General features: G+C 37.8%; 17 protein-coding genes and 1 other RNA gene. 5 read left to right on the top strand and 13 right to left on the bottom strand.

The window, feature by feature from the left end:
• Positions 1-33: 33 nt before the first annotated feature.
• On the bottom strand, positions 34-1,725 hold the full coding sequence (locus HME9304_RS01680; protein ID WP_112376943.1) for a M23 family metallopeptidase: 1,692 nt from the start codon (positions 1,723-1,725) through the stop codon (positions 34-36).
• Positions 1,726-1,890: 165 nt separating this feature from the next.
• Here HME9304_RS01680 and HME9304_RS01675 point away from each other — a divergent pair, with 165 nt between their 5' ends.
• The 5 genes from HME9304_RS01675 to HME9304_RS01655 all read left to right on the top strand — a co-directional run bounded on the left by HME9304_RS01675 (position 1,891) and on the right by HME9304_RS01655 (position 4,767).
• Positions 1,891-2,181 (top strand): hypothetical protein, encoded by a 291-nt coding sequence (locus tag HME9304_RS01675; RefSeq protein WP_112376942.1) that lies wholly within the window; start codon positions 1,891-1,893, stop codon positions 2,179-2,181.
• A 14-nt stretch (positions 2,182-2,195) separates the two neighbouring features.
• On the top strand, positions 2,196-2,489 hold the full coding sequence (locus HME9304_RS01670; RefSeq protein ID WP_112376941.1) for a cell division protein ZapA: 294 nt from the start codon (positions 2,196-2,198) through the stop codon (positions 2,487-2,489).
• Between the two features lie 54 nt (positions 2,490-2,543).
• Positions 2,544-2,653: non-coding RNA, 6S RNA (gene ssrS / locus HME9304_RS01665), on the top strand.
• 51 nt (positions 2,654-2,704) lie between these two features.
• Entirely contained in the window at positions 2,705-4,276 is a 1,572-nt protein-coding gene (gene rny, locus HME9304_RS01660) for a ribonuclease Y (protein WP_112376940.1), read from the top strand.
• A gap of 71 nt (positions 4,277-4,347) precedes the next feature.
• The gene (locus HME9304_RS01655) at positions 4,348-4,767 is read left to right on the top strand and encodes a CBS domain-containing protein (RefSeq protein WP_112376939.1); all 420 of its coding nucleotides are present in this window, start codon (positions 4,348-4,350) and stop codon (positions 4,765-4,767) included.
• 278 nt (positions 4,768-5,045) lie between these two features.
• Here HME9304_RS01655 and HME9304_RS01650 read toward each other — a convergent pair whose 3' ends face one another.
• The 12 genes from HME9304_RS01650 to HME9304_RS01595 form a co-directional block, all read right to left on the bottom strand.
• Positions 5,046-7,106, bottom strand: coding sequence for a DUF349 domain-containing protein (locus HME9304_RS01650; protein ID WP_112376938.1), 2,061 nt, complete (start codon positions 7,104-7,106; stop codon positions 5,046-5,048).
• Between the two features lie 142 nt (positions 7,107-7,248).
• Positions 7,249-8,001: a shikimate dehydrogenase family protein gene (locus tag HME9304_RS01645; protein WP_112376937.1), complete on the bottom strand. Its 753-nt coding sequence runs from the start codon at positions 7,999-8,001 to the stop codon at positions 7,249-7,251.
• Positions 7,955-8,992 (bottom strand): DUF368 domain-containing protein, encoded by a 1,038-nt coding sequence (locus HME9304_RS01640; RefSeq protein ID WP_112376936.1) that lies wholly within the window; start codon positions 8,990-8,992, stop codon positions 7,955-7,957. Before HME9304_RS01640 ends, HME9304_RS01645 begins: the two co-directional genes overlap by 47 nt.
• A gap of 14 nt (positions 8,993-9,006) precedes the next feature.
• Positions 9,007-9,924: a polyprenyl-phosphate transporter gene (locus HME9304_RS01635; protein ID WP_112376935.1), complete on the bottom strand. Its 918-nt coding sequence runs from the start codon at positions 9,922-9,924 to the stop codon at positions 9,007-9,009.
• Between the two features lie 23 nt (positions 9,925-9,947).
• The gene (locus tag HME9304_RS01630) at positions 9,948-11,348 is read right to left on the bottom strand and encodes a tetratricopeptide repeat protein (protein ID WP_112376934.1); all 1,401 of its coding nucleotides are present in this window, start codon (positions 11,346-11,348) and stop codon (positions 9,948-9,950) included.
• Between the two features lie 86 nt (positions 11,349-11,434).
• Positions 11,435-12,631: an aspartate aminotransferase family protein gene (locus tag HME9304_RS01625; protein WP_112376933.1), complete on the bottom strand. Its 1,197-nt coding sequence runs from the start codon at positions 12,629-12,631 to the stop codon at positions 11,435-11,437.
• Positions 12,631-14,322, bottom strand: coding sequence for an OstA-like protein (locus HME9304_RS01620; RefSeq protein WP_112379692.1), 1,692 nt, complete (start codon positions 14,320-14,322; stop codon positions 12,631-12,633). Before HME9304_RS01620 ends, HME9304_RS01625 begins: the two co-directional genes overlap by 1 nt.
• 100 nt (positions 14,323-14,422) lie before the next feature.
• Positions 14,423-14,635, bottom strand: a complete 213-nt coding sequence (locus HME9304_RS01615) for a hypervirulence associated TUDOR domain-containing protein (RefSeq protein WP_112376932.1) — start codon at positions 14,633-14,635, stop codon at positions 14,423-14,425.
• A 35-nt stretch (positions 14,636-14,670) separates the two neighbouring features.
• A complete protein-coding gene (locus HME9304_RS01610) occupies positions 14,671-15,432 on the bottom strand; it encodes a DUF1206 domain-containing protein (protein WP_112376931.1) in 762 nt (253 codons plus the stop codon).
• Positions 15,433-15,888: 456 nt separating this feature from the next.
• Positions 15,889-17,157 carry an adenylosuccinate synthase gene (locus HME9304_RS01605; RefSeq protein WP_112376930.1) on the bottom strand — a complete coding sequence of 423 codons (1,269 nt, stop codon included), beginning with the start codon at positions 17,155-17,157 and terminating at the stop codon, positions 15,889-15,891.
• A gap of 12 nt (positions 17,158-17,169) precedes the next feature.
• Entirely contained in the window at positions 17,170-17,646 is a 477-nt protein-coding gene (locus HME9304_RS01600; protein WP_112376929.1) for a Fur family transcriptional regulator, read from the bottom strand.
• A gap of 42 nt (positions 17,647-17,688) precedes the next feature.
• Positions 17,689-19,893 carry a RelA/SpoT family protein gene (locus HME9304_RS01595; RefSeq protein ID WP_112376928.1) on the bottom strand — a complete coding sequence of 735 codons (2,205 nt, stop codon included), beginning with the start codon at positions 19,891-19,893 and terminating at the stop codon, positions 17,689-17,691.
• Positions 19,894-19,898: the final 5 nt, after the last annotated feature.

The raw sequence follows: 19,898 nt of genomic DNA, 5'->3' as shown, positions 1-19,898 counted from the left end.
TGGGAATTAAAAAACTTGAACGGGTCAAATACACTATTTTCTAAAAAAGGTAGACTCAAAAGTACTGGAATTGCCAACATTATCTGTAACGACCACTTTAAGGTCACATTGCGCTTTGTTCAGGATTTTATCATCGAAATTATAGGTGATAGTCCTAGTTTTAGGTTCATATTCCATAAGAATCCACTCTCCGTTTACAGTCGCACTATAGGTATTTATTCCACTTAGGTCATCTTCTATTTCCAAACTTAAATAACTATAGTTGCTCAACCACTGTTTTTCTTTGAAATTCCTTGGTTTTATAGTAGGGGCAATGCTATCCTTGGCAATAGTATATGTTCCAAAGGTTCGCGTTCGTGTAGTAAAAGCATCATCACGTTTATAAGTTTTTGAGTGCCTAGAGGTATTTTTCTCATCGAGACGGGCTATGAACAGTTGTTTTCTTTCTTTTGGGTCATATTTGGATACATCAAAACTTATGGTGAAGTTTCTATGTGCGGCCACACTGTTATTATGGATTTTGATAGTGTCTTTCCCTTTTTCCAAATCAATGTAAAAATCTTCGTAAAATGTGTTTGAAGGGAAGTAGACTTTTGCTGCAGTTAAATCAAAATTATTGGGCTTATCTGAAATTATGAAATCACTGGTCTTGGATTCATCCTTTTTAATTTTTATGGCTTGCTGTTTTCCTTCTACGGGTATAACGAGTTTGGTTTCGTTTCCTTCAATATCCGCTATAAGGATTTGCACGTTATAGGAAAGTCCTTCTTTAATCATTATTTTTCCATTATTATGAAGAGTTTCATAGATTGTCAATCTATTGTATGGCTCTTTAAAACACTTCTGTATACGTTGTTTGAATTTTCCAAAATAGGGATAATCTATCAAGGTATTGATATACCTTGTTTCCGTAAAAGAAAATGTTTTAAAATTGTATGCTGAGTATGTTTTTCCGTTAACGATTTGTTTTACTGAAAATACCCCATTTTTATTTGCGGCCAAATCTTGGCGGTCAAAGCCATTAAATCCAAAACCTATTGTACCTATAGCGGTCAGTTTATCAGCCAAGAACGTACCATCGGCCTGTTTGGTAAAGCTTAGTTGAATTCTCTCTGCACTTTGGTTGACCAAAGCATCATTTGATAAGGGATAAGCATAAAGTCCGGACAAAGTTGGGTTGGTCGCATCTCTGACTTCATACCCATAAAGCAATGGGTTTGTAGGTTTTTCTGTTACGCTGCTGCGTATCTCAAAGTGTAGATGGGGACCTGCCGAACTACCGGAATTACCGGAATATCCTATTACATCTCCCTTAAACACTTTCAATTCGCCGTAATCAGGAAATACTTCCACTTCAAAAGACTTTTTTCCATACTGTACTTTTTTAATGTAGGCTTCTATCTCTGGGCCAAATTTTTGAAGGTGTGCATATACCGAAGTGTATCCGTTTGGATGTGCAATGTATAGTGCTTTGCCATAGCCCCAGTGGGATACTTTTATTCGGGTTACGGTACCATCGGCGATTGTCAAAACTGGCAATCCCTGTCTTCTTTGTGTTTTAATATCAATTCCGGAGTGAAAATGGTTGGAACGCAATTCGCCAAATGTACCTGATAAAATCAAAGGAATCTCTAAAGGTGAGCCAAAAACATCCTGTGGATATTTTTCTTGTGATGTAAGGGATAGGGTCAATAAGAAAATGGCTCCAAAACAATAAAGGCGCATAAAGTAATTTATTATTACTTACGAAAGTAACCAATGTTTTGATTTGTAAAAAGAGTTTCGTAAAGCTTTGAACGCTTAAAGTTATACTTGAAGAATAAATCTTAAAAGTATTGCGAGGTTGGGCAAGGTTGGTTAACTTTGTTTGATACGCATTGTTGTTTGCATATGGGCGAACTAGTTGAGATTGTTGATTCTCTGGAGAATAAAGTGAGCAAATTGTTGCACAAGTTAGAATTGTTGCATCAGTCCAACACCAAATTAAAGGATGAACTGAACCTTGCAAAAGAGGAAAACCAACTAAAACAGAACGTCGTTTTGGAATGGGAAGAAAAGTACAATTCCCTAAAAATGGCAAACACAATGTTGGGTAGTAATACTAATAAAACAGAAGCTAAGCTCAAAATAAATACATTGATTCGCGAACTGGATGTTTGTATCGCCAAACTTGCAGATTAGTTTGTAAATATAATATGGAGGAAAAGCTCAAAATAAAGCTTTCTATTGCGGATAGGGTATATCCTTTGACCATAGACCCCAAGCAAGAGGAAGGATTGCGTAAAGCGGCTAAGAATATAGACAATCTTGCCAAAAAATTTGAGCAAAATTACGCCGTACGGGACAAACAGGATGTCTTGGCCATGTGCGCACTGCAATTTGCCTCTAAAATTGAGCAAGGCGGAATAGACCGTTCGGAGAATTCCAAAGCAGCATTTGAGCGCTTAAGGGCCTTAAATGATTTGGTACATTCCAAACTTGGCGAATAAGTTCTTTTAAATAAAATATTATTACTGCCCACATTGGTAATTATTTTTTGACAAACTCAACACTATTATATTTGAAAAGGGTGAGTTTAAGTTGTAAAAGCAGGCCCTACTCGTATAGGGATCCTTGAGCAGCTTGGTAGCCCTAAACCTGTAATTTGGAGTTTGTACAAAACTTCGGCCAATGTGGGCTTTTTTTTTAACCAAACACAATCAACATGGATAACACTATAGTAATTATAATAGCTACGATAGTAGGGTTGGCAATAGGATTTGTTATTGCCAAGATGATGGAAAAAGGAAAGGCTACAAAAATCATCTCAAATTCAAAAAAAGAAGCTGCAGATATTATCAAAGAGGCAAAAAAGGAAGGCGAGAATATTAAAAAGGATAAAATATTTCAAGCAAAAGAGCGCTTTCTGGAATTAAAGGCGGAGCACGAAAAGGTAATTATAAATAAAGACAAAAAAATCGCCGAGGCCGAAAAACGCACAAGGGACAAAGAATCCCAAACAACCAGTGAGCTGGCCAAGAACAAAAAGCTGAACGAGCAATTACAGCAAAAGATAAAGGAAACCAACCACAAGGCTGAAATCCTTGAGAAAAAACAATCTGAAACTGATAAATTGCATAAAAGTCAAGTTCAACAGCTAGAAGTCATCTCCGGGCTTTCTGCCGAAGATGCGAAAGCCCAATTGTTGGAATCCCTTAAAGAAACTGCAAAGACCGATGCAATGGCATATTTGCAGACGACTCTGGAAGAGACAAAATTGACTGCGCAGCAAGAGGCCAGAAAAATAGTTATAAATACCATTCAGCGTATTGGTACCGAAGAAGCTGTTGAGAACTGCGTATCCGTTTTCAACTTAGAGTCAGATGACGTAAAAGGGCGTATAATTGGTCGTGAGGGTCGTAATATACGAGCAATAGAATCTGCAACAGGTGTAGAAATCATTGTGGACGATACTCCCGAAGCGATAATTCTCTCATGTTTTGATTCTGTCAGGCGAGAAGTGGCAAGACTTTCATTGCACCGTTTGGTGACCGATGGAAGAATTCACCCCGCACGTATCGAAGAAATCGTGAAAAAGACCGAAAAACAAATCAATGAAGAGATTGTCGAAATTGGTAAGCGTACAGTAATAGATTTGGGAATTCATGGGCTACATCCAGAATTGATAAAAGCCGTGGGGCGAATGAAATATCGTTCTTCTTATGGACAAAACTTGTTACAGCACTCCAGAGAGGTCGCCAAGCTTTGCGGAGTAATGGCTGCAGAACTGGGACTCAATCCCAAGATTGCAAAAAGGGCAGGTCTATTGCACGATATTGGAAAAGTGCCCAATACCGAAGTGGAGGTGGAAACGCCCCATGCCATTTTGGGAATGCAGTGGGCACAAAAATATGGTGAGAACAAAGAGGTATGCAATGCTATTGGTGCCCACCATGATGAGATTGAAATGAATACATTGATTTCTCCCATAGTTCAGGTCTGTGATGCCATCAGCGGAGCAAGGCCAGGAGCGCGCAGACAAGTATTGGATTCTTACATTCAACGTTTAAAGGATTTGGAGGACATTGCATTTGGTTTCAACGGGGTCCAAAAGGCCTATGCAATACAGGCTGGTAGAGAACTACGGGTTATTGTAGAGAGTGAAAAGGTGAGCGATGACAAGGCCGCAGAACTTTCTTTTGAGATTTCCCAAAAAATACAAACAGACATGACATATCCCGGCCAGGTCAAAGTGACCGTGATAAGAGAAACAAGGTCAGTAAATGTAGCTAAATAGCCACTGACAATTATCATGCTTTTTCACTAACAAACCAAGTAACTTCATAGGTGTAATTAAAAACATCAATGATGAAAAAGCGTGTACCCGTATCGGAAATAATGACCAGAGAACTGGTTACCTTGACCACAGACAGCGACTTGGTAAGTGCCGAAGAACTTTTTAAAAAGCATGGCATAAGGCATATCCCAGTTGTTGATGGAAAAAATATAGTAGGTATTCTGAGCTATACTGATTTATTGCGTATCAGTTTTGCGGATGCTATTGAAGATGATGGTGAAAGAGTCGATACTACGGTCTATAATATGTTCTCCATAGCTCAAGTGATGGCGAGGGATATAACTAGCGTATCATCTGACACGACCATAAAAGATGTAGCACAGTTTCTTTCAAAAAAAGAATTTCATGAACTTCCTGTAGTAGATGATGGAGAATTGGTTGGAATAGTAACTACGACCGACTTGATAAATTATCTTCTTCAGCAATATTGATATTTAAATCTATCACGGTCAGTAGATAAATATATATAATTTCAACTATCTATTAGATTAAAAATCAGAACACTATGATTTTTTTTAAACCGTCAGTTCGAATGCAGTCGAGAGCACTTCACATCTCACTTCTAAAATAGGGGTTCGACCGTGCGTACGTTCCAATAAATGTAGGCTCAGCTTAACATTATTCATCTAAACCAATATTACAATGGAAGATTGGACTGGAGATGAAATTAATACGCGTTCAAGCTAATTCTAATTCGTTTTGTTCAAGTCTATTCTTCTTCGCCACTTTCTTTTTGCCCGTCTTCTTCAACCTCTTTGTTAAGGTTGTTCTGCATGATGTTTAGTTTTTTGAGCTTGGCCTTCCAGGTTTCAAGAGCTTCTTTATGTTGGTTAATGTTTTTCACAACATCTTTTACCAAAGGATTATCTTCAGAAGTATTGGAAAAAAATTGTAGGTTATTTTCCAGTTGTCTTACTTCGGATTTACTTTCATCAATTTTTCTACGGATAAAAGTACGTTCGTTGCTTATTGCCAAACTATCGTCGGCCTTAGCCAATTGCTTCATTTTATCACCGTACTTTAACAACTCTGATTGTTGCCGGCTGAGTCCTAGCTTTTTAAAAAGAGCATCTACTATTTTATTGAACTTGCCGTTAATGTGTTTTTTGTTATGTGGGACGCGTCCATAAGACTTCCACTCAGAAATTAACTTTTTTAATGAATCGATATCCTTATCAGAGTCGCCACTTAGCTCAAATGCTTTTAAACGGTCCAAACATGCACTCTTCTTTTCAAAGTTTTTATATTCTTCTTTTTGGCTCTCACTTTTTTCTGCATGCAGACGGTTAAAATAATGATTGCAGGCATCTTTGAATTCCTTCCAGATTTTATCGGAATATTTACGGGGTACGTGTCCAATTTTTTTCCATTCGCTCTGTATTCGCTTCATTTCAGGGGTTGCCGTTTCCTTATCTTCACTATCTTTAAGTTTTAGGGCAAGTTCCAAAAGGGCCTTTTTCTTTTCTAAGTTATCGTGTTGCTCCTTTTTTTGATTTTTATAGAAAGAATTTTTATTGCGATTGAACTTCCGGACAGCTTCTTTAAAAGTGCTCCAAGTATCTTCGTTCACTTTTTGAGGTACTTTCCCTGCTTTAAAAAAAGCATCGCGCAAAGCTTCAATCTGTCTTATTTGCTGTTGTAGCGCTTTATGATTGTCGGTTACATTTTCTGCAATCTCCAATATTGATGTGATAATTTCATGCTTTTTTTCTAAGTTCTTTTCATAGGATTTTTCAAGTTCCTGATAATGTAGTTGCCTGCGCTGGTGCATAGCCTTAGTTGCATTGCTGAACCTTTCCCAAATTTGGTCACGCTGTTCTTTTGCAACGGGACCAACATCTTCTTTCCAGATTTTGTGAAGGGTCTGTAGTTCTCTAAAAGCCTTTCCAAGGTCTTGTTCATTGGCAAGTGATTCAGCACGCTCCACCAGTTTCAATTTTTCTTCTAGATTGTGTTTAAAATCCAGATCGCGCAACTCCCTGTTCAGATGTAAAAAATCGTAAAAAATTTCCATGTGATGGTGGTAGGTGCGCCATACATCGTTATAACTGTTTCGTGGAACAGGACCTGCATTCCGCCAGTTTTCCTGTAACTCCTTGAAGTTTTTATAGGTTGTGTTAATATCTTCCTCCACGTTCATTAACCCTTTGAGCTCCTCTATGATTTCCAATCTTTTTTGAAGGTTGCTTTTCAGGTTTTGATCTAACTGCTTGTAGTAATGGTCACGTTTTTCCCGATACTCTCCATAAACCTCGTTAAACTGTCTTTTTGACACAGAATTATACCGAAAATCAATTTCATTCCCGCCATTGGCAATAAACTCTTCCTTTTTGTGTTCCAAAAATTCTTGGAATTTTTGGTCAAACTCATATTTAATTGAGCTTACATGCTTATTTATGGCTTGTACTTTTTCATTCTTGACCAGACGTTGTAACTCCCCGACCAGATTTTCCATGGACATGGCATGGTAATCCATCATTGGAATGTGATGCCGTTTTTCATTGTCCTTATCTTCTGCATCCTCGGCATTGGATTCTTCTATTTCCTCGATGACCTCGTCCTTGTCATCAGTTTTGGGGGTCATTTCTGGGACTGGGGAATCATTATGCGGTTTAATTTTCTGGTCTTGCTCTTGAATTTTTTCTTCTGCTGAATCCTCGGATTTTTCATGTTCAGAAATGGGGCTTTCTTTGACAATATCCTTAGTATGCTCCGAATTAAGTTCAGCATCACCTTCAGTATCCTGAAGTTTTTGTTCATTTTCCTGCATCAGTAGTGTCTTTTCCTTTTGAATTGATGATAATTATAGCCAAGTTAACAACTAAATTACCCAATAACAAAAGTAACGCTCCTTCTTTTGTTTAAGCAAAAACCCTATATAGATTGAACAAAATTAAGTGTAGATGACAATTTTATGGACTGTTCCAGATTTCCCAAGCTTTTTCTGCCTGTAATTCCAACATTTTCAAACCATTACATATTTCGGCACCTTTAGCTTCACCTTCACGCAAAAATGCAGTTTTTTTTGGATTGTAAATAAGATCAAACAAAAGGTGTTGACCTGTTATGTCTGTATAGGGAATGGATGGTTTTTCATCTATTTTTGGGTAGGTTCCCAAAGGGGTACAGTTGATAATGATTCTGTGATTTTTCACGATGTCCTCGTTCAATTCACTATAAAGAAATTGATTTTTCATTTTGGTCCTTGAAACATAGGAATGGGCAATACCGAGTTCTTCTAAAACATAGCGTATAGCTTTTGATGCACCTCCAGTGCCCAGTATAAGTGCTTTGTTATGGTGTTTTTTCAAATAGGGTTCTATCGATTTTTTAAATCCATAGAAATCCGTGTTATACCCCTTTAAACCTTTGCTCGTAAATTTAATGGTATTTACCGCTCCAATTTTTCTTGCCGTACTATCCAAGTCATTTAAATGGGGGATTACTTGTTCTTTGTACGGTATGGTAACGTTAAGGCCTTTAAGGTCATTTTGGTTCAAAAGCTTTTTTAATTCAGATATATGGGGAATGTCAAAGTTTTCATAGCTATGGTTTTCAAGTTTAAGGTCTTTAAACTTTTGTACAAAGTAACCTTGGGAAAAAGAATAAGAGATATTCTTACCCAATAGTCCGTACCTGTTCTCTTTCTTTTCTGTTTTTTCCATACCAATCCAGTACCAATAATAACATAATTCCTAAAATCACAAAAAATATGGCCCACCATGTATCGGGAGCCGATAAATCAGGAATGTAGCGCTTATAGTTCAATACTATTTTGTCCCCATTGGAATCGAGCAGGGGGTTGCCAGCTTCATCAATTTTGAACATCGTTCTTTTCCATGGCCACAATACCCCCAGTGATCCCGTTATAAAACCTACGATAACAGCTGTAGATATTTCCTTATAATGTTTAAGTAAATAGCTCAGCAAGTGTGAAAAGGTAACAAGTCCCGTAGCGGAGCCAAGTGTGAATACCCCGAGTATTATTAGGGAATCTATGCGCTGTGCATTGTCCAGAAAACCAAAATCTCCCGCGAATATTTCTGAAAACGTATCATATAGAGCATTTACCGAATCGACCAGCAACAATACATAATTACCAAAAAGAATTAAGATGAAAGAGCCTGAAAGTCCAGGCAAGGTCATCCCCGATACGCTTATAATTCCACAGAAAAAAATAAAGAGAAGATTATCATTTTCCTTCGCAGGGTTCAAAAAGCTTATTGAGATACCGATCAGTAAACCAATAATTCCCGCTACGACAGTCTTCTTGTTCCAATGGTCAAATTCTTTGGAAACGTAATAAATAGACCCTAGAATCATACCAAAAAAGGAGGCCCAGACAAAAAGTTCATTTTGTTCCAAAAAGAAGTCCAAAATTTTTGAAATACTAAAATAACTGATAAGCATTCCAAAAATCAGTAAAAGCAAAAACTGCCCGTTTACATATTGATAAAAGCTTTTGAACCTGCCATTGACAAGCAATTTAAAAGCCTTTGAATTAATCTTTTGTAGGGAATAGATAAATTCTTCATAAAAACCACCTACAAAGGCGACTATTCCTCCTGAGACGCCGGGAACCTTGTTTGCAGCACCCATGCAAAGCCCTTTAACTACCAAGAAAAAATTATCAAGAAATGTTCTGGGTTGATGCATATAATGTTTTACACTTATTCTTTGGAAGCAAATTTCTCCAAGATAAAAATAAGCGAAAAACCGATTATAGCTAAGATTATGGCAAGTATTAGTTGGTTATCTCCATTATATGCCCACGGCCAAACATTCATATCGTCGATAATAATAATTTTATCACTAAAAGTCTTGGTTTCCAATACCTTTTTCCAAGGCCATATTTTGTTCAACGAACCTAAGATAAAACCAGTCAATAAGGCCAAAGTGATATTTTTGTAATGACTAAACATCCATTTAAGAATCCTTGCAAAGCTTAGTAGGCCAAATACTGCACCTATAGCGACGGTTATAATTATTTTCATGTCCCGTTCGTGCAACGCATCTAAAATAGTTTTATAAGAACCTAACAGAACTAGAATAAACGCCCCGGATATGCCCGGTAGTATCATGGCGCATACCGCTAAAGCTCCAGATAAGAAAAGATAGGGTAGACTGTCAACATTTTCACTGGGAGGTAGTTCCGTTATAAAGAAAGCCAGAACAGCTCCTGCACAAAATGTGACTATAGTAGCTACGGTCCATTTAGTAATTTCTTTTCCCACAAATATTATACTTGCCAATACAAGCCCAAAGAAGAAAGACCACAATAAAATGGGTTTATTATCCAATAGCCAGCTAAGAATTTTGGCGAGTGAGAGTACGCTTATAAAAATCCCCAGAAAGAGTGCCAGTAAAAAATTCCCGTTGGCCTTTTCCCAAAAAGCTTTTAGGCCTTCTTTTCTTAAAGTCGTAAAGAGTGATAGGTTGATATTATTGATGGAACTGATAAGTTCTTCGTAAATACCGGAAATAAACGCGATAGTACCGCCCGAAACTCCTGGAACGACATCTGCAGCTCCCATAGCCATCCCTTTTAGCGTGATGAACACATAATCAAAAAATTGACGTGTTTTCATGAATTTTAGGTAGGAATCAGGTATTACGTAGATGTCTTTTTAATTTCCGAAACCAATTTTTGGAGCCATTTGATTTCACCAAACTCTGGAAATTCCGCTTCAAATAATTGAAATTTATCGATATCGAGCTGCATCGCCTGGGATAATTTCTCTTTAGCGTTTGGAATTTCATTATTTTTTAGATAGAGTCCTGCCAACTTATATAAAAGATCGGCACTTTCCGGATAGAATTCGATACCTTGAACGAGTACTTGGATGGAAGAACCATAATCCCCAACATTTTTAAGGACATCTGCCCAATTTTGCCATGTATCCTGTTCGTAATTACCTAAATCTACGGCTTGTTTGTAGGCAAAATCGGCTTCATCAAAGTTATCAAGGGCAAAATAGATTTTTGCACATTTCTTCCAGTACAACGGATTTTCTCCATCAATATTTATAGCTTTATTGATGTAGTACAGTGCCTTCTCATAATTCTCCAATTTATAATGAAAATCGGTTATTGCCAGCCAGCCCTTGTCAAGCAACGGGTCTTCATGTACCGTGTTGTAATAGTAGTATTTTGCCAAATCGTCATTGCCCAATTTCTCGTGACATCTTCCGATACGGAGATACGCATGAGAGGTTGGGTCCTCTATGGATATGGTAATTTCATAATTTTCAATGGCATCGTTGTACCTGCCCATTTTTTCGAGCACTTTTCCTTTTTCAAAATAAGCCCCAATAAAGGAGTCATCTGATATAATGGCAAAATCGAATGCAGTAAGTGCTTCATCGTACATATCCATAGTGTAGTACATCTTGCCCAATTGGTGCCATGCTACTTCACAATAAGGATTACGTTCCAGATAATCATTTAAGTAATAGACCGCCCCGTTAAAATCTTCCAGAAATTCAAAGCAATACACCACGTTATAAAGCGAGGAGTAGTCCCTGTCATCGAATTCTACGCATTTCATGAAACTGCGTTTGGCTTTTTCAAAATCATCAAGAAATAGATATTCCATTCCTAAAAGCGAATGAATGTCAAAGCTATCTTCGCTGATATGCAAAGCTTCCATCAATAAACTTACTGCCTCATAATGATTGTCCTGCTTGGACTGGATATTGGCGCGCTGTATATAAATTTCCTCATTATTGGAATCTATGTTCTGAAGTTCATCCAATAGTTTTCCCGCATCTTCGTACCTATCTTCAAAAACCAATACCTCAACACGGAGCAATTTTATTTCCAACGCGTTGGGATGTTGTTCCAGACCTATTTGAATCGCTTTTTTTCCCAAGGATATTTTTCCATTGTTGAGATAATGGTGAATAATTTCCTCAAAGTCCTCTGCATCGAAAAAATAGACATCATCCGTTTTGAGCATGGACTCGAATTTATTGATGGATTTGTCTGGATATTCGTTGGAATTTAACGCCATAGGAACATGTTTGGTTTGACTATGGACTTAAAATTAGCCCTTTGCCTTTATGTTTAAGTTCGTAATAAGGGTATGTTATCAACAATTTAGTTAACAGCAGCTGGTCTGTACTCATTTAAAATAGTTATTATTTGGTCGCATCCTATACTGATTTCTTTCATTGAAATCGTTAAAGGTGGCGATATGCGAACGGCATTCGGTTCAAATAACAACCAGAAAAGAATAAGTCCTTTTTTGGCGGCAGTCAATACTAAATAATTGGCTACTTTCTGGTTTTCAAACAATAACGCTAGCATTAAACCTTTACCTCTTATTTCCTTAATCAAAGGATGTACCAAAAGCTTACGGAACAATTCTTCTTTTTCAAGTGTCTGCTCTATGAGCTGTGTTCCGGTAATTTCACGTAAGGTTGCCAAACTGGCAGCAGCAATAACGGGATTACCGCCAAATGTGGTAATATGACCCAATTTAGGTTTTTCCCTTAAAGACATCATTATTTTTTTTGATGCAACGAATGCTCCTACGGGCATTCCTGACGCCATACCCTTGCCTAAGACTAATATGTCAGGAACACAATTAAAATGCTCAAATGCAAATAGCTTTCCCGTTCTCCCAAAACCAGGTTGTATTTCATCCAAAATCAATAAGGCTCCAACTTCATTGCAACGACTCCTTACCTTTTTTAAATATCCTTTTTCAGGCATGATAAACCCTGCTCCACCTTGAATGGTTTCTAGAACGACCGCCGCGGTTTTCTCCGTTATCTTGGCTAAATCCTTTTTATCATTGAATTCGATAAACGAAACATCTGGAATCAAAGGTCTGAAGGCACTTTTCCGCTCTTCGTAATCCATTAGGCTTAGACTGCCCATTGTGTTACCATGATATGCATTTTTTGCCGCAATAAGTTGAGAACGGCCAGTATACCTCCTTGCTAATTTTAAGGCACCTTCTATAGCCTCGGTTCCTGAATTTACCAGATAGGTCGTTTCCAGATTTTTAGGTAGATAGGACGCTAAGAGTTTGGTCAGTTCTACTGCTGGTTGTTGCACATACTCTCCGTATACCATAACGTGCAAATATTTTTCAGTCTGTTCTTTGATTGCTGTTACGACACTGGGATGACAGTGGCCCAAGCTGCAGGCGGAAACCCCGGCTACAAAGTCCAAGTGTGCATTTCCTTGAGCATCGTAAATGTAACAACCTTTTGCATATGAAATTTCCAAACCAAGTGGATGCGGTGTGGTTTGTGCCTGGTATGTGTGGAAATCGTCCCTTAGCATTAGGGTTTTTGGACTTTTTTTATTGAAGTTGGCTTGGAAACTATAGCTTTCGTATTTGGGATATTGTTTACAGGGTCATTTTCGTTTTTACTTCGTTCTTCCTCCTCGGCATCAATGTCTATGGGATTTTCGATTCCTCGTATTTTTACTAGTTCTATATTATTATCATCTTCATCAAAAATATCATCCTTGCTCAAGATCCTTTCTTCGCCACGCCAAACAAAACCTTTTAATTTACGGCTTTCCAAAGGTAAATCCGTCTCAGGAAAAATATCCCCATCCGGGTTAACAAAGAAAGTAATATCCTCAATATCGTTATTGGCCATCAATAGTCGGATTTTACTGCAAATGGTTTTATCGATGCCGATCAACTCTTGGTCATCATTGTACATGTAATAGATGACTTCGGTATTTTTGACAAGGTCGATTATCTTTAGTTCGTTTTCTATAAATTTCCCAAACAGGTCTTTCCCCTTTGCTTGATTGTAACCTGTTTTACTTATTGTATCCAAAGAAATTATAAATGCATTTTCCAATACTTTGAGCGAATCCAGTTTTTCTGTTTCCAAGTCAGAAATTAGATGGATGCTGTCTCCTGTAATTTGGTTGTTAACGTTCCAAAGGATAGGATTTCGTATAAGTTGTGTTATACCCGTTTTTTCTTCGGAATGAATGGAGTCGCACTTGCCACTTAGGTCTGTTTTGTAGAATTTGGCATTTCTAAATGCTCTCAGAATACGGGATTCAGTCTTTCCAGTAACCATTAGGGTATCGCCATGCATATACAAAGAATCTTGTTCCACCAAACTTACAGAAACAGCTCTTTTTGTAGCAAAAACAGAATCCTTCGCTTTAAAGACCTCGGCATAATGAGCCCGTATAACACCATTGTTTATGGTGTCCGTAATTTGAATATTATTGGTTGCTGATGCAAATTCCGATGCTTTGTCAAAATATAGGCTATCTCCAATAATAATTTTATTGTCATAATCTATCTGGGTATTTTTTATGCCATAGCCCTGTTCAATCTTTGTGTCATAAAAACCACGTTCACAATAAATTTTGTACTCTTTCCCAGTAATAGTGGAGGAACCGTACATATAGGCATTTTTAGAAACACGGTAATAATCCAGTTGCTCTGAATCTATAATATATTCGGGATTATCAATATGCACGCTATCTCGAAACTGAACTTTTTTTAGCTCCGTAAAATAGGTGCCAACCCTGCTTGTAAGAACATTAACAGAATCCACAACCTTTCCTCCAGAATTATAATAGGATATTTGTTTTTCCCTGTCAAAGTACAATGTATCTGTTGTCAAGGTCATTTTACCATCCGATAAATCTACACTTTCCCAAGCCTTGGCCAAACTGGTATCGCCGTTCCAATTAAGTTTTGCGCTGTTCATTTCAATGGAATCACCTTGTTGCAAACGCACATTGCCAATGGCCTTCAATCTGTTTTCCTGTGAATAAAAGATAGCAATGTCGCACCATAGGTCGGCGCCTTTATGTTCAAACTGCACTTGGCGCTCATCATCCTTGCTAAAAATTGATGCTCCAGGGAATTGGGCTTCATCTTTAGTGAAATTTGCTCCGTAAACAATATTTATTTGTTTTCGCTCTGATTCCGGCGCATCCTCTTGTCCAGAAACAAAAAGATAAGTAAAAGTAAAAATGAATATTAAAATCCTTCTCAATACTTGAAATTTTGCCCAAAAGTAGGACTTTTAGTCAAAGAAGAGAAAGGATTTAGAAAGGTTTGGGAATTGAGGGAAAGCCAGATTTTCTTTAATCGTTTCTTTCTACTTCGCTTTCAAGTTTCAATACCTCGCTCCCATCTTCTTGTTTTATAAAAAGCGCTTTATCATCCGAAGAACCATTTCTGGTCACTTCGCTTCCCTCAATTTTCCTTGTGACGGATTCTTCATAGGTTTTCTCAACTTTACCAGTTGCATGCCCATTGCCCCACTTCCATTTTACTTCTGTTCCTTCTCTAATCATAGCTGTTTAATTTATTTTTATTTATAAAAGATATTTTATGAAATGCTCATTGATGCATACTTGGATTTGACCAACATGAACACACCATATCCTAAAAGTCCAAAAGCCATTAACGCCAACGGAATACTTCCAAATTCATCCTGAACATAGGAGAATACATCAGTTTTACCAGAAACATTGGAACTATTGGCTTTTATGGTCAAATATGCCATAAGGACAAAAACAACACCTCGCATGGTATAACCTAAACGCCCCCATTTGAGCATTGTTGATTGTGCACTACTGCTGAGACCGGTGTTTTCCAAATCTTCTTTATATTTTTTGGAATAGGCTTGATATATATCGTAGATACCCTTACCAAAAATTATAATACCGATTATCCATCCTACAATTTCAGAACTTCCTGAACCAAAAGAATTTCCCCCTCCACTGCTAGATTGTGATGAGTTGCCCAGAATCAAGCTTATGGCATAGTAACATAAAAAACCATAGATGATTCCACTTACTACATAGGCAATACGCTTTACAATACCTTTAGTATCATTGTCCAAGTCTTTAGGGTTGTAAAATCCTTGATAGAACCTCCAAAATACATAACCGAGGAGTCCGAGGGCTACAATGCTCAAAAGAATAGTACCATAACTTTGATTTGCAATATATTCAATGGCATCCCTACTTCCTGATTGTTTCCCACCCGCATTGAATGCGGATAATAATGTTAGAATACTTACGATTATGTAAACAGTACCTTTTGAAGCGATACCGAACCGTGCAAAAAGCTCTTTTTTGGATGACATAGTTAAAAAGTTTAGTTAGTACTGTAAAGATAGAATTGGCCCAAATCAATTTTTGACCCAAATGCTCGGAAATGTAACTGCAAAAGGAAATTATCCGTTATAAATACTTTTTATTGATGTTTAACAAGATTTGGAGAAAATAAAGTACCAACTGTGCGAAGGGGTTGAAAACCAATGCATAGAAGATTTGGTCAGTTGTATTGCGAAGATTCAAATATGAGATATTTACTGATTCTGAACAGTGTAACTTCAATTTAAAATAGTAGATAACCCTGTTGTGGATTTATTATTTTGTCTTGAAAATTTATTTCTTTTATTGTTCTGGACTTGTTTCAGACTCTCATCTCAAAAATCGATGTTCAAAATAGTTTAATGATGTTGAAATAAATTCAACATAACGATTAATTGAAATTTTAGTTTTTAAAATGTAGAAAGTGTTTCATAAATATGCTTGGACTATCTATGAATTGTCTGCAGTCTATCCGGTCCTACGGAAACTATTTTAATAGGTACGTTCAACTGTTCTTCCAAAAATTCGATATAGTCATTAAGGGTAGAAGGTAGTTCTTCTGCTTTGGTAAGCTTTGTAAGATCTTTTGCCCAGCCCTTCATCTCTTTGTAAATGGGTGTTACATATTCACTTTCAACATTATAGGGAAGATGGGTTATTTCTTCACCTTTATATGTGTAAGCTGTACAGACTTTTATGGATTTAAAACCGCTTAGCACATCAGCTTTCATCATCATCAATTCGGTAACGCCATTGATTTTAACTGTATATTTCAACGCCACCAAATCCAACCATCCACATCTTCTGGGTCTTCCTGTAGTTGCACCAAATTCATTGCCTACGCGTCCCATGGTTTCGCCATCCTCATCAAACAATTCGGTAGGGAAGGGACCACTACCTACGCGTGTGGTATATGCCTTAAAAATCCCCAGCACACGGCCTATTTTATTCGGTGCTACGCCCAGACCTGTGCATGCACCTGCAGCCGTTGTATTGGATGATGTCACATAGGGATAGGTTCCAAAATCAATGTCCAATAAAGAGCCTTGGGCTCCTTCGGCCAGTATTTTTTCACCTTTATCCTGTGCGCTAAAAATATATTCTTCGCTATCTATGAATCTTAAGTTTTTTAGGGTGGCAACACCTTCATAGAATTCAGCTTCCAGCTCTTCAAGATCATATTGGATATCTACATCGTAAAACCCTATCATGGCCTCATGTTTGTTAGCCAAAGCTCTGTATTTCTCTTTCCAATTATCAAATTCCAAGTCGCCAACGCGCATGCCGTTTCTACCGGTCTTATCCATATAGGTGGGACCGATGCCCTTTAGTGTAGAACCTATTTTAGCTTTGCCCTTGGCAGCTTCAGATGCAGCATCCAAAAGACGGTGCGTAGGCAAAATAAGGTGTGCTTTTCTTGAGATAAAAAGTTTGGAAACAATATCGATATTAAATTTATCAAGATTGTCAAGCTCTTTTTTAAAAATGACGGGATCTATGACTACTCCGTTGCCCACAATATTTATGGCATTTTTATGGAAAATCCCTGACGGAATTGTATGCAATACATGTTTAATACCATCAAATTCCAAAGTATGTCCGGCATTTGGGCCTCCTTGAAATCTAGCTATGATATCGTAATCTTTGGTAAGTACATCAACGATTTTCCCTTTTCCTTCATCTCCCCATTGGAGTCCAAGCAATAAATCTACCATGAAATGTGTTGGTTATTCGGTTAGGTTTTCTTCTTTGCCATGCCGCTCGGCAGGCAGGTTTCTGGTTCCGTAGAAATATAATGAATGGTTATTGATTTTGATGTCAAAAACCTCTTCAATGGTTTTTTTTATGGATTGGATTCGGGGGTCGCAAAATTCCACAACTTCGCCGGTATCGGTCAAGATTACATGATCATGTTGGCGATCAAAATATGATTTTTCGTATTGTGCCTGGTTTTTCCCAAACTGATGTTTTCTGACCAATTTACAATCCAATAAAAGTTCAATGGTGTTGTACAATGTTGCGCGACTTACCCTATAGTTTTTGGTCTTCATTTTTATATAGAGGGATTCCACATCAAAATGATCGTCACTATTGTAAATTTCTTGTAGAATGGCGTAGCGTTCGGGTGTTTTACGATGTCCATTATCTTCTAAAAAAGAAGTGAACACATTTTTTACAATTTCCTGATTTTTATTGTTACCCATTGCTTTCTCGCCTATACTAAAGGACAAAGGTACAGCTAAAAATTAAATTCTTGCTACTTTGTCTATACCCTCCACTTGCTTCAAATTGTTGACCAGTTTTTTAAGAATTGTGTTGTTTTTTACGGCCAATGTTATTTTGCCGGTGAAAGTTCCTCCATCGGCACTAAAATTTAAGTTGCGCATGTTTACGTGCATATTGTCCGAGATAATATTGGTAATATCATTTACAAGACCCAAATTGTCTATTCCACTAATCTTTATATCGACCATAAATTCTTCTTGTGTGGAATCTATCCACTTGGCCGTCATGATCCTATAGGCGTAATTGGATTGCAAAGAAATTGCATTGGGGCAGTTCTTTTTATGGACTTTTATACCGTCGTTTACGCTAACAAAACCAAATACGTCATCACCGGGAATAGGGTTACAGCATTGGGAAAGTTTATAATTTAGCTTTTCTTCCTCCTTGCCGAATACGAGCATGTCGTATTTTGTGGTAATTTCTTCCTTGTCAATATCTTTGGGAGTTGGATTCCTTCTAATTCTGTTTTTAAAGAAGTTAAGAAATGCGTTGTGGTAAGACGAAGCAAACTCTTTAATACGCTCATTGTCAATTACACCGATGCCTACACGATAAAATAAATCCAAACTGGTTTTTAATTTAAAATATGTTACCAGTTTATTGACCGTATCCTCATTGAGGGTAATTTTTTGGGATTTGAGCTTTCTTCGAAGGATTTCTTTTCCATCTTGGGCAATATTCTTTTTTTCCTCACTCAAAGAAGATTTGATTTTTGACCTTGCCCTGGCCGTTTGGGCATAGTCCAACCAACTCTGATTGGGTTTGGCACTTTCTGAGGTTATTATTTCTACTTGGTCACCGCTATGGAGCTCTGACCCCAACGGAACCAGTTTGCCATTAACTCGTGCTCCCCTTGTTTTCATACCGATTTCGGTATGGATATGAAATGCAAAATCCAGTGGTGTTGCTCCTTTGGGCATGGATTTTAGCTCGCCTTTTGGAGTAAATACAAAAATTTCCTTGGAATAGAGATTGAGCTTGAACTCTTCTACAAAATCAACGGCATTGTTGTTTGAAGTTTCCAACGCCTCCTGTAACCTATTGAGCCATTCTTCAATGCCCTGCTCTTTTTGATCACCATGTTTGTACTTAAAATGGGCAGCATAACCTTTTTCTGCGATTTCGTGCATGCGTTCACTCCGTATCTGTACTTCTACCCATTTCCCTTTTGGCCCCATTACCGTAATATGAAGGGCTTCATAACCTGTGGATTTTGGTGAGGTGATCCAATCGCGCAAACGGATTGGGTTTGGTGTAAAATGGTCGGTAACAATGGAATAGATTTTCCAAGCCAAGAATTTTTCGTTCTTTTTATCGGATTTATAGATAATCCTGAGTGCGAACTTATCATAGACCTCATCAAAAGAAACATTCTGTACTTTCATTTTTCTTCTAATGGAAAAAATGGATTTCATCCTTCCTTTGATCGTGTAGTTCAGCCCTTCTTTATCCAGAGAATTACGGATAATTTCCGAGAAATCCTCGATATAGGCCAATCGCTCTTCTTCGGTATCTTCAATTTTGGCCTGAATATCGTTAAAGACGTCAGGCTCAGTATATTTTAAGCTAAGGTCCTCTAAATGGGTCTTGATGTTGTACAGACCTATTCGGTGTGCCAGCGGGGCATAGATATATAAGGTCTCTGATGCTATTTTCACCTGTTTGTGCTCTGGCATGGAATCCATGGTGAGCATGTTGTGGTACCTATCCGCAATTTTAATGATGATTACCCTAACATCATCATGCAGGGTCAACAGCATTTTCCTGAAGTTTTCAGCTTGTTGGCTGATATCCTTATCTTTTTTGAGATGGGAAATTTTTGTGAGTCCATCCACAATACGCGCAACCGTTTCGCCGAACATACGCTCAATATCATCAAGGGTATAGGGCGTATCCTCAACAACATCATGGAGCAGGGCAGAGGCTATGGAAACCGCATCCAGTCCAATTTTTGATGCAACGATTTTCGCCACGGCAATGGGATGGAAAATATAGGCTTCACCTGATTTCCTCCGTTGGTCTTTATGCGCATCCACGGCAACATCAAAAGCAGAGCGTATCAACTTCTTGTCCTGAGGGCTCAAGTTTTGATAACTTATGCGAAGCAACTCTTTATACTGTTTCGCAATCTCCTTGTTCTCTTTTTCAATAGCAGCCTCCGTCATATTAT

The sequence above is a fragment of the Flagellimonas maritima genome, from assembly GCF_003269425.1.
In the GTDB taxonomy this organism is placed as follows: Bacteria; Bacteroidota; Bacteroidia; order Flavobacteriales; family Flavobacteriaceae; genus Flagellimonas; species Flagellimonas maritima.
The sequence above is the reverse complement of the archived record's forward strand: the minus strand, read 5'-3'. Positions and strand labels throughout refer to the sequence as shown.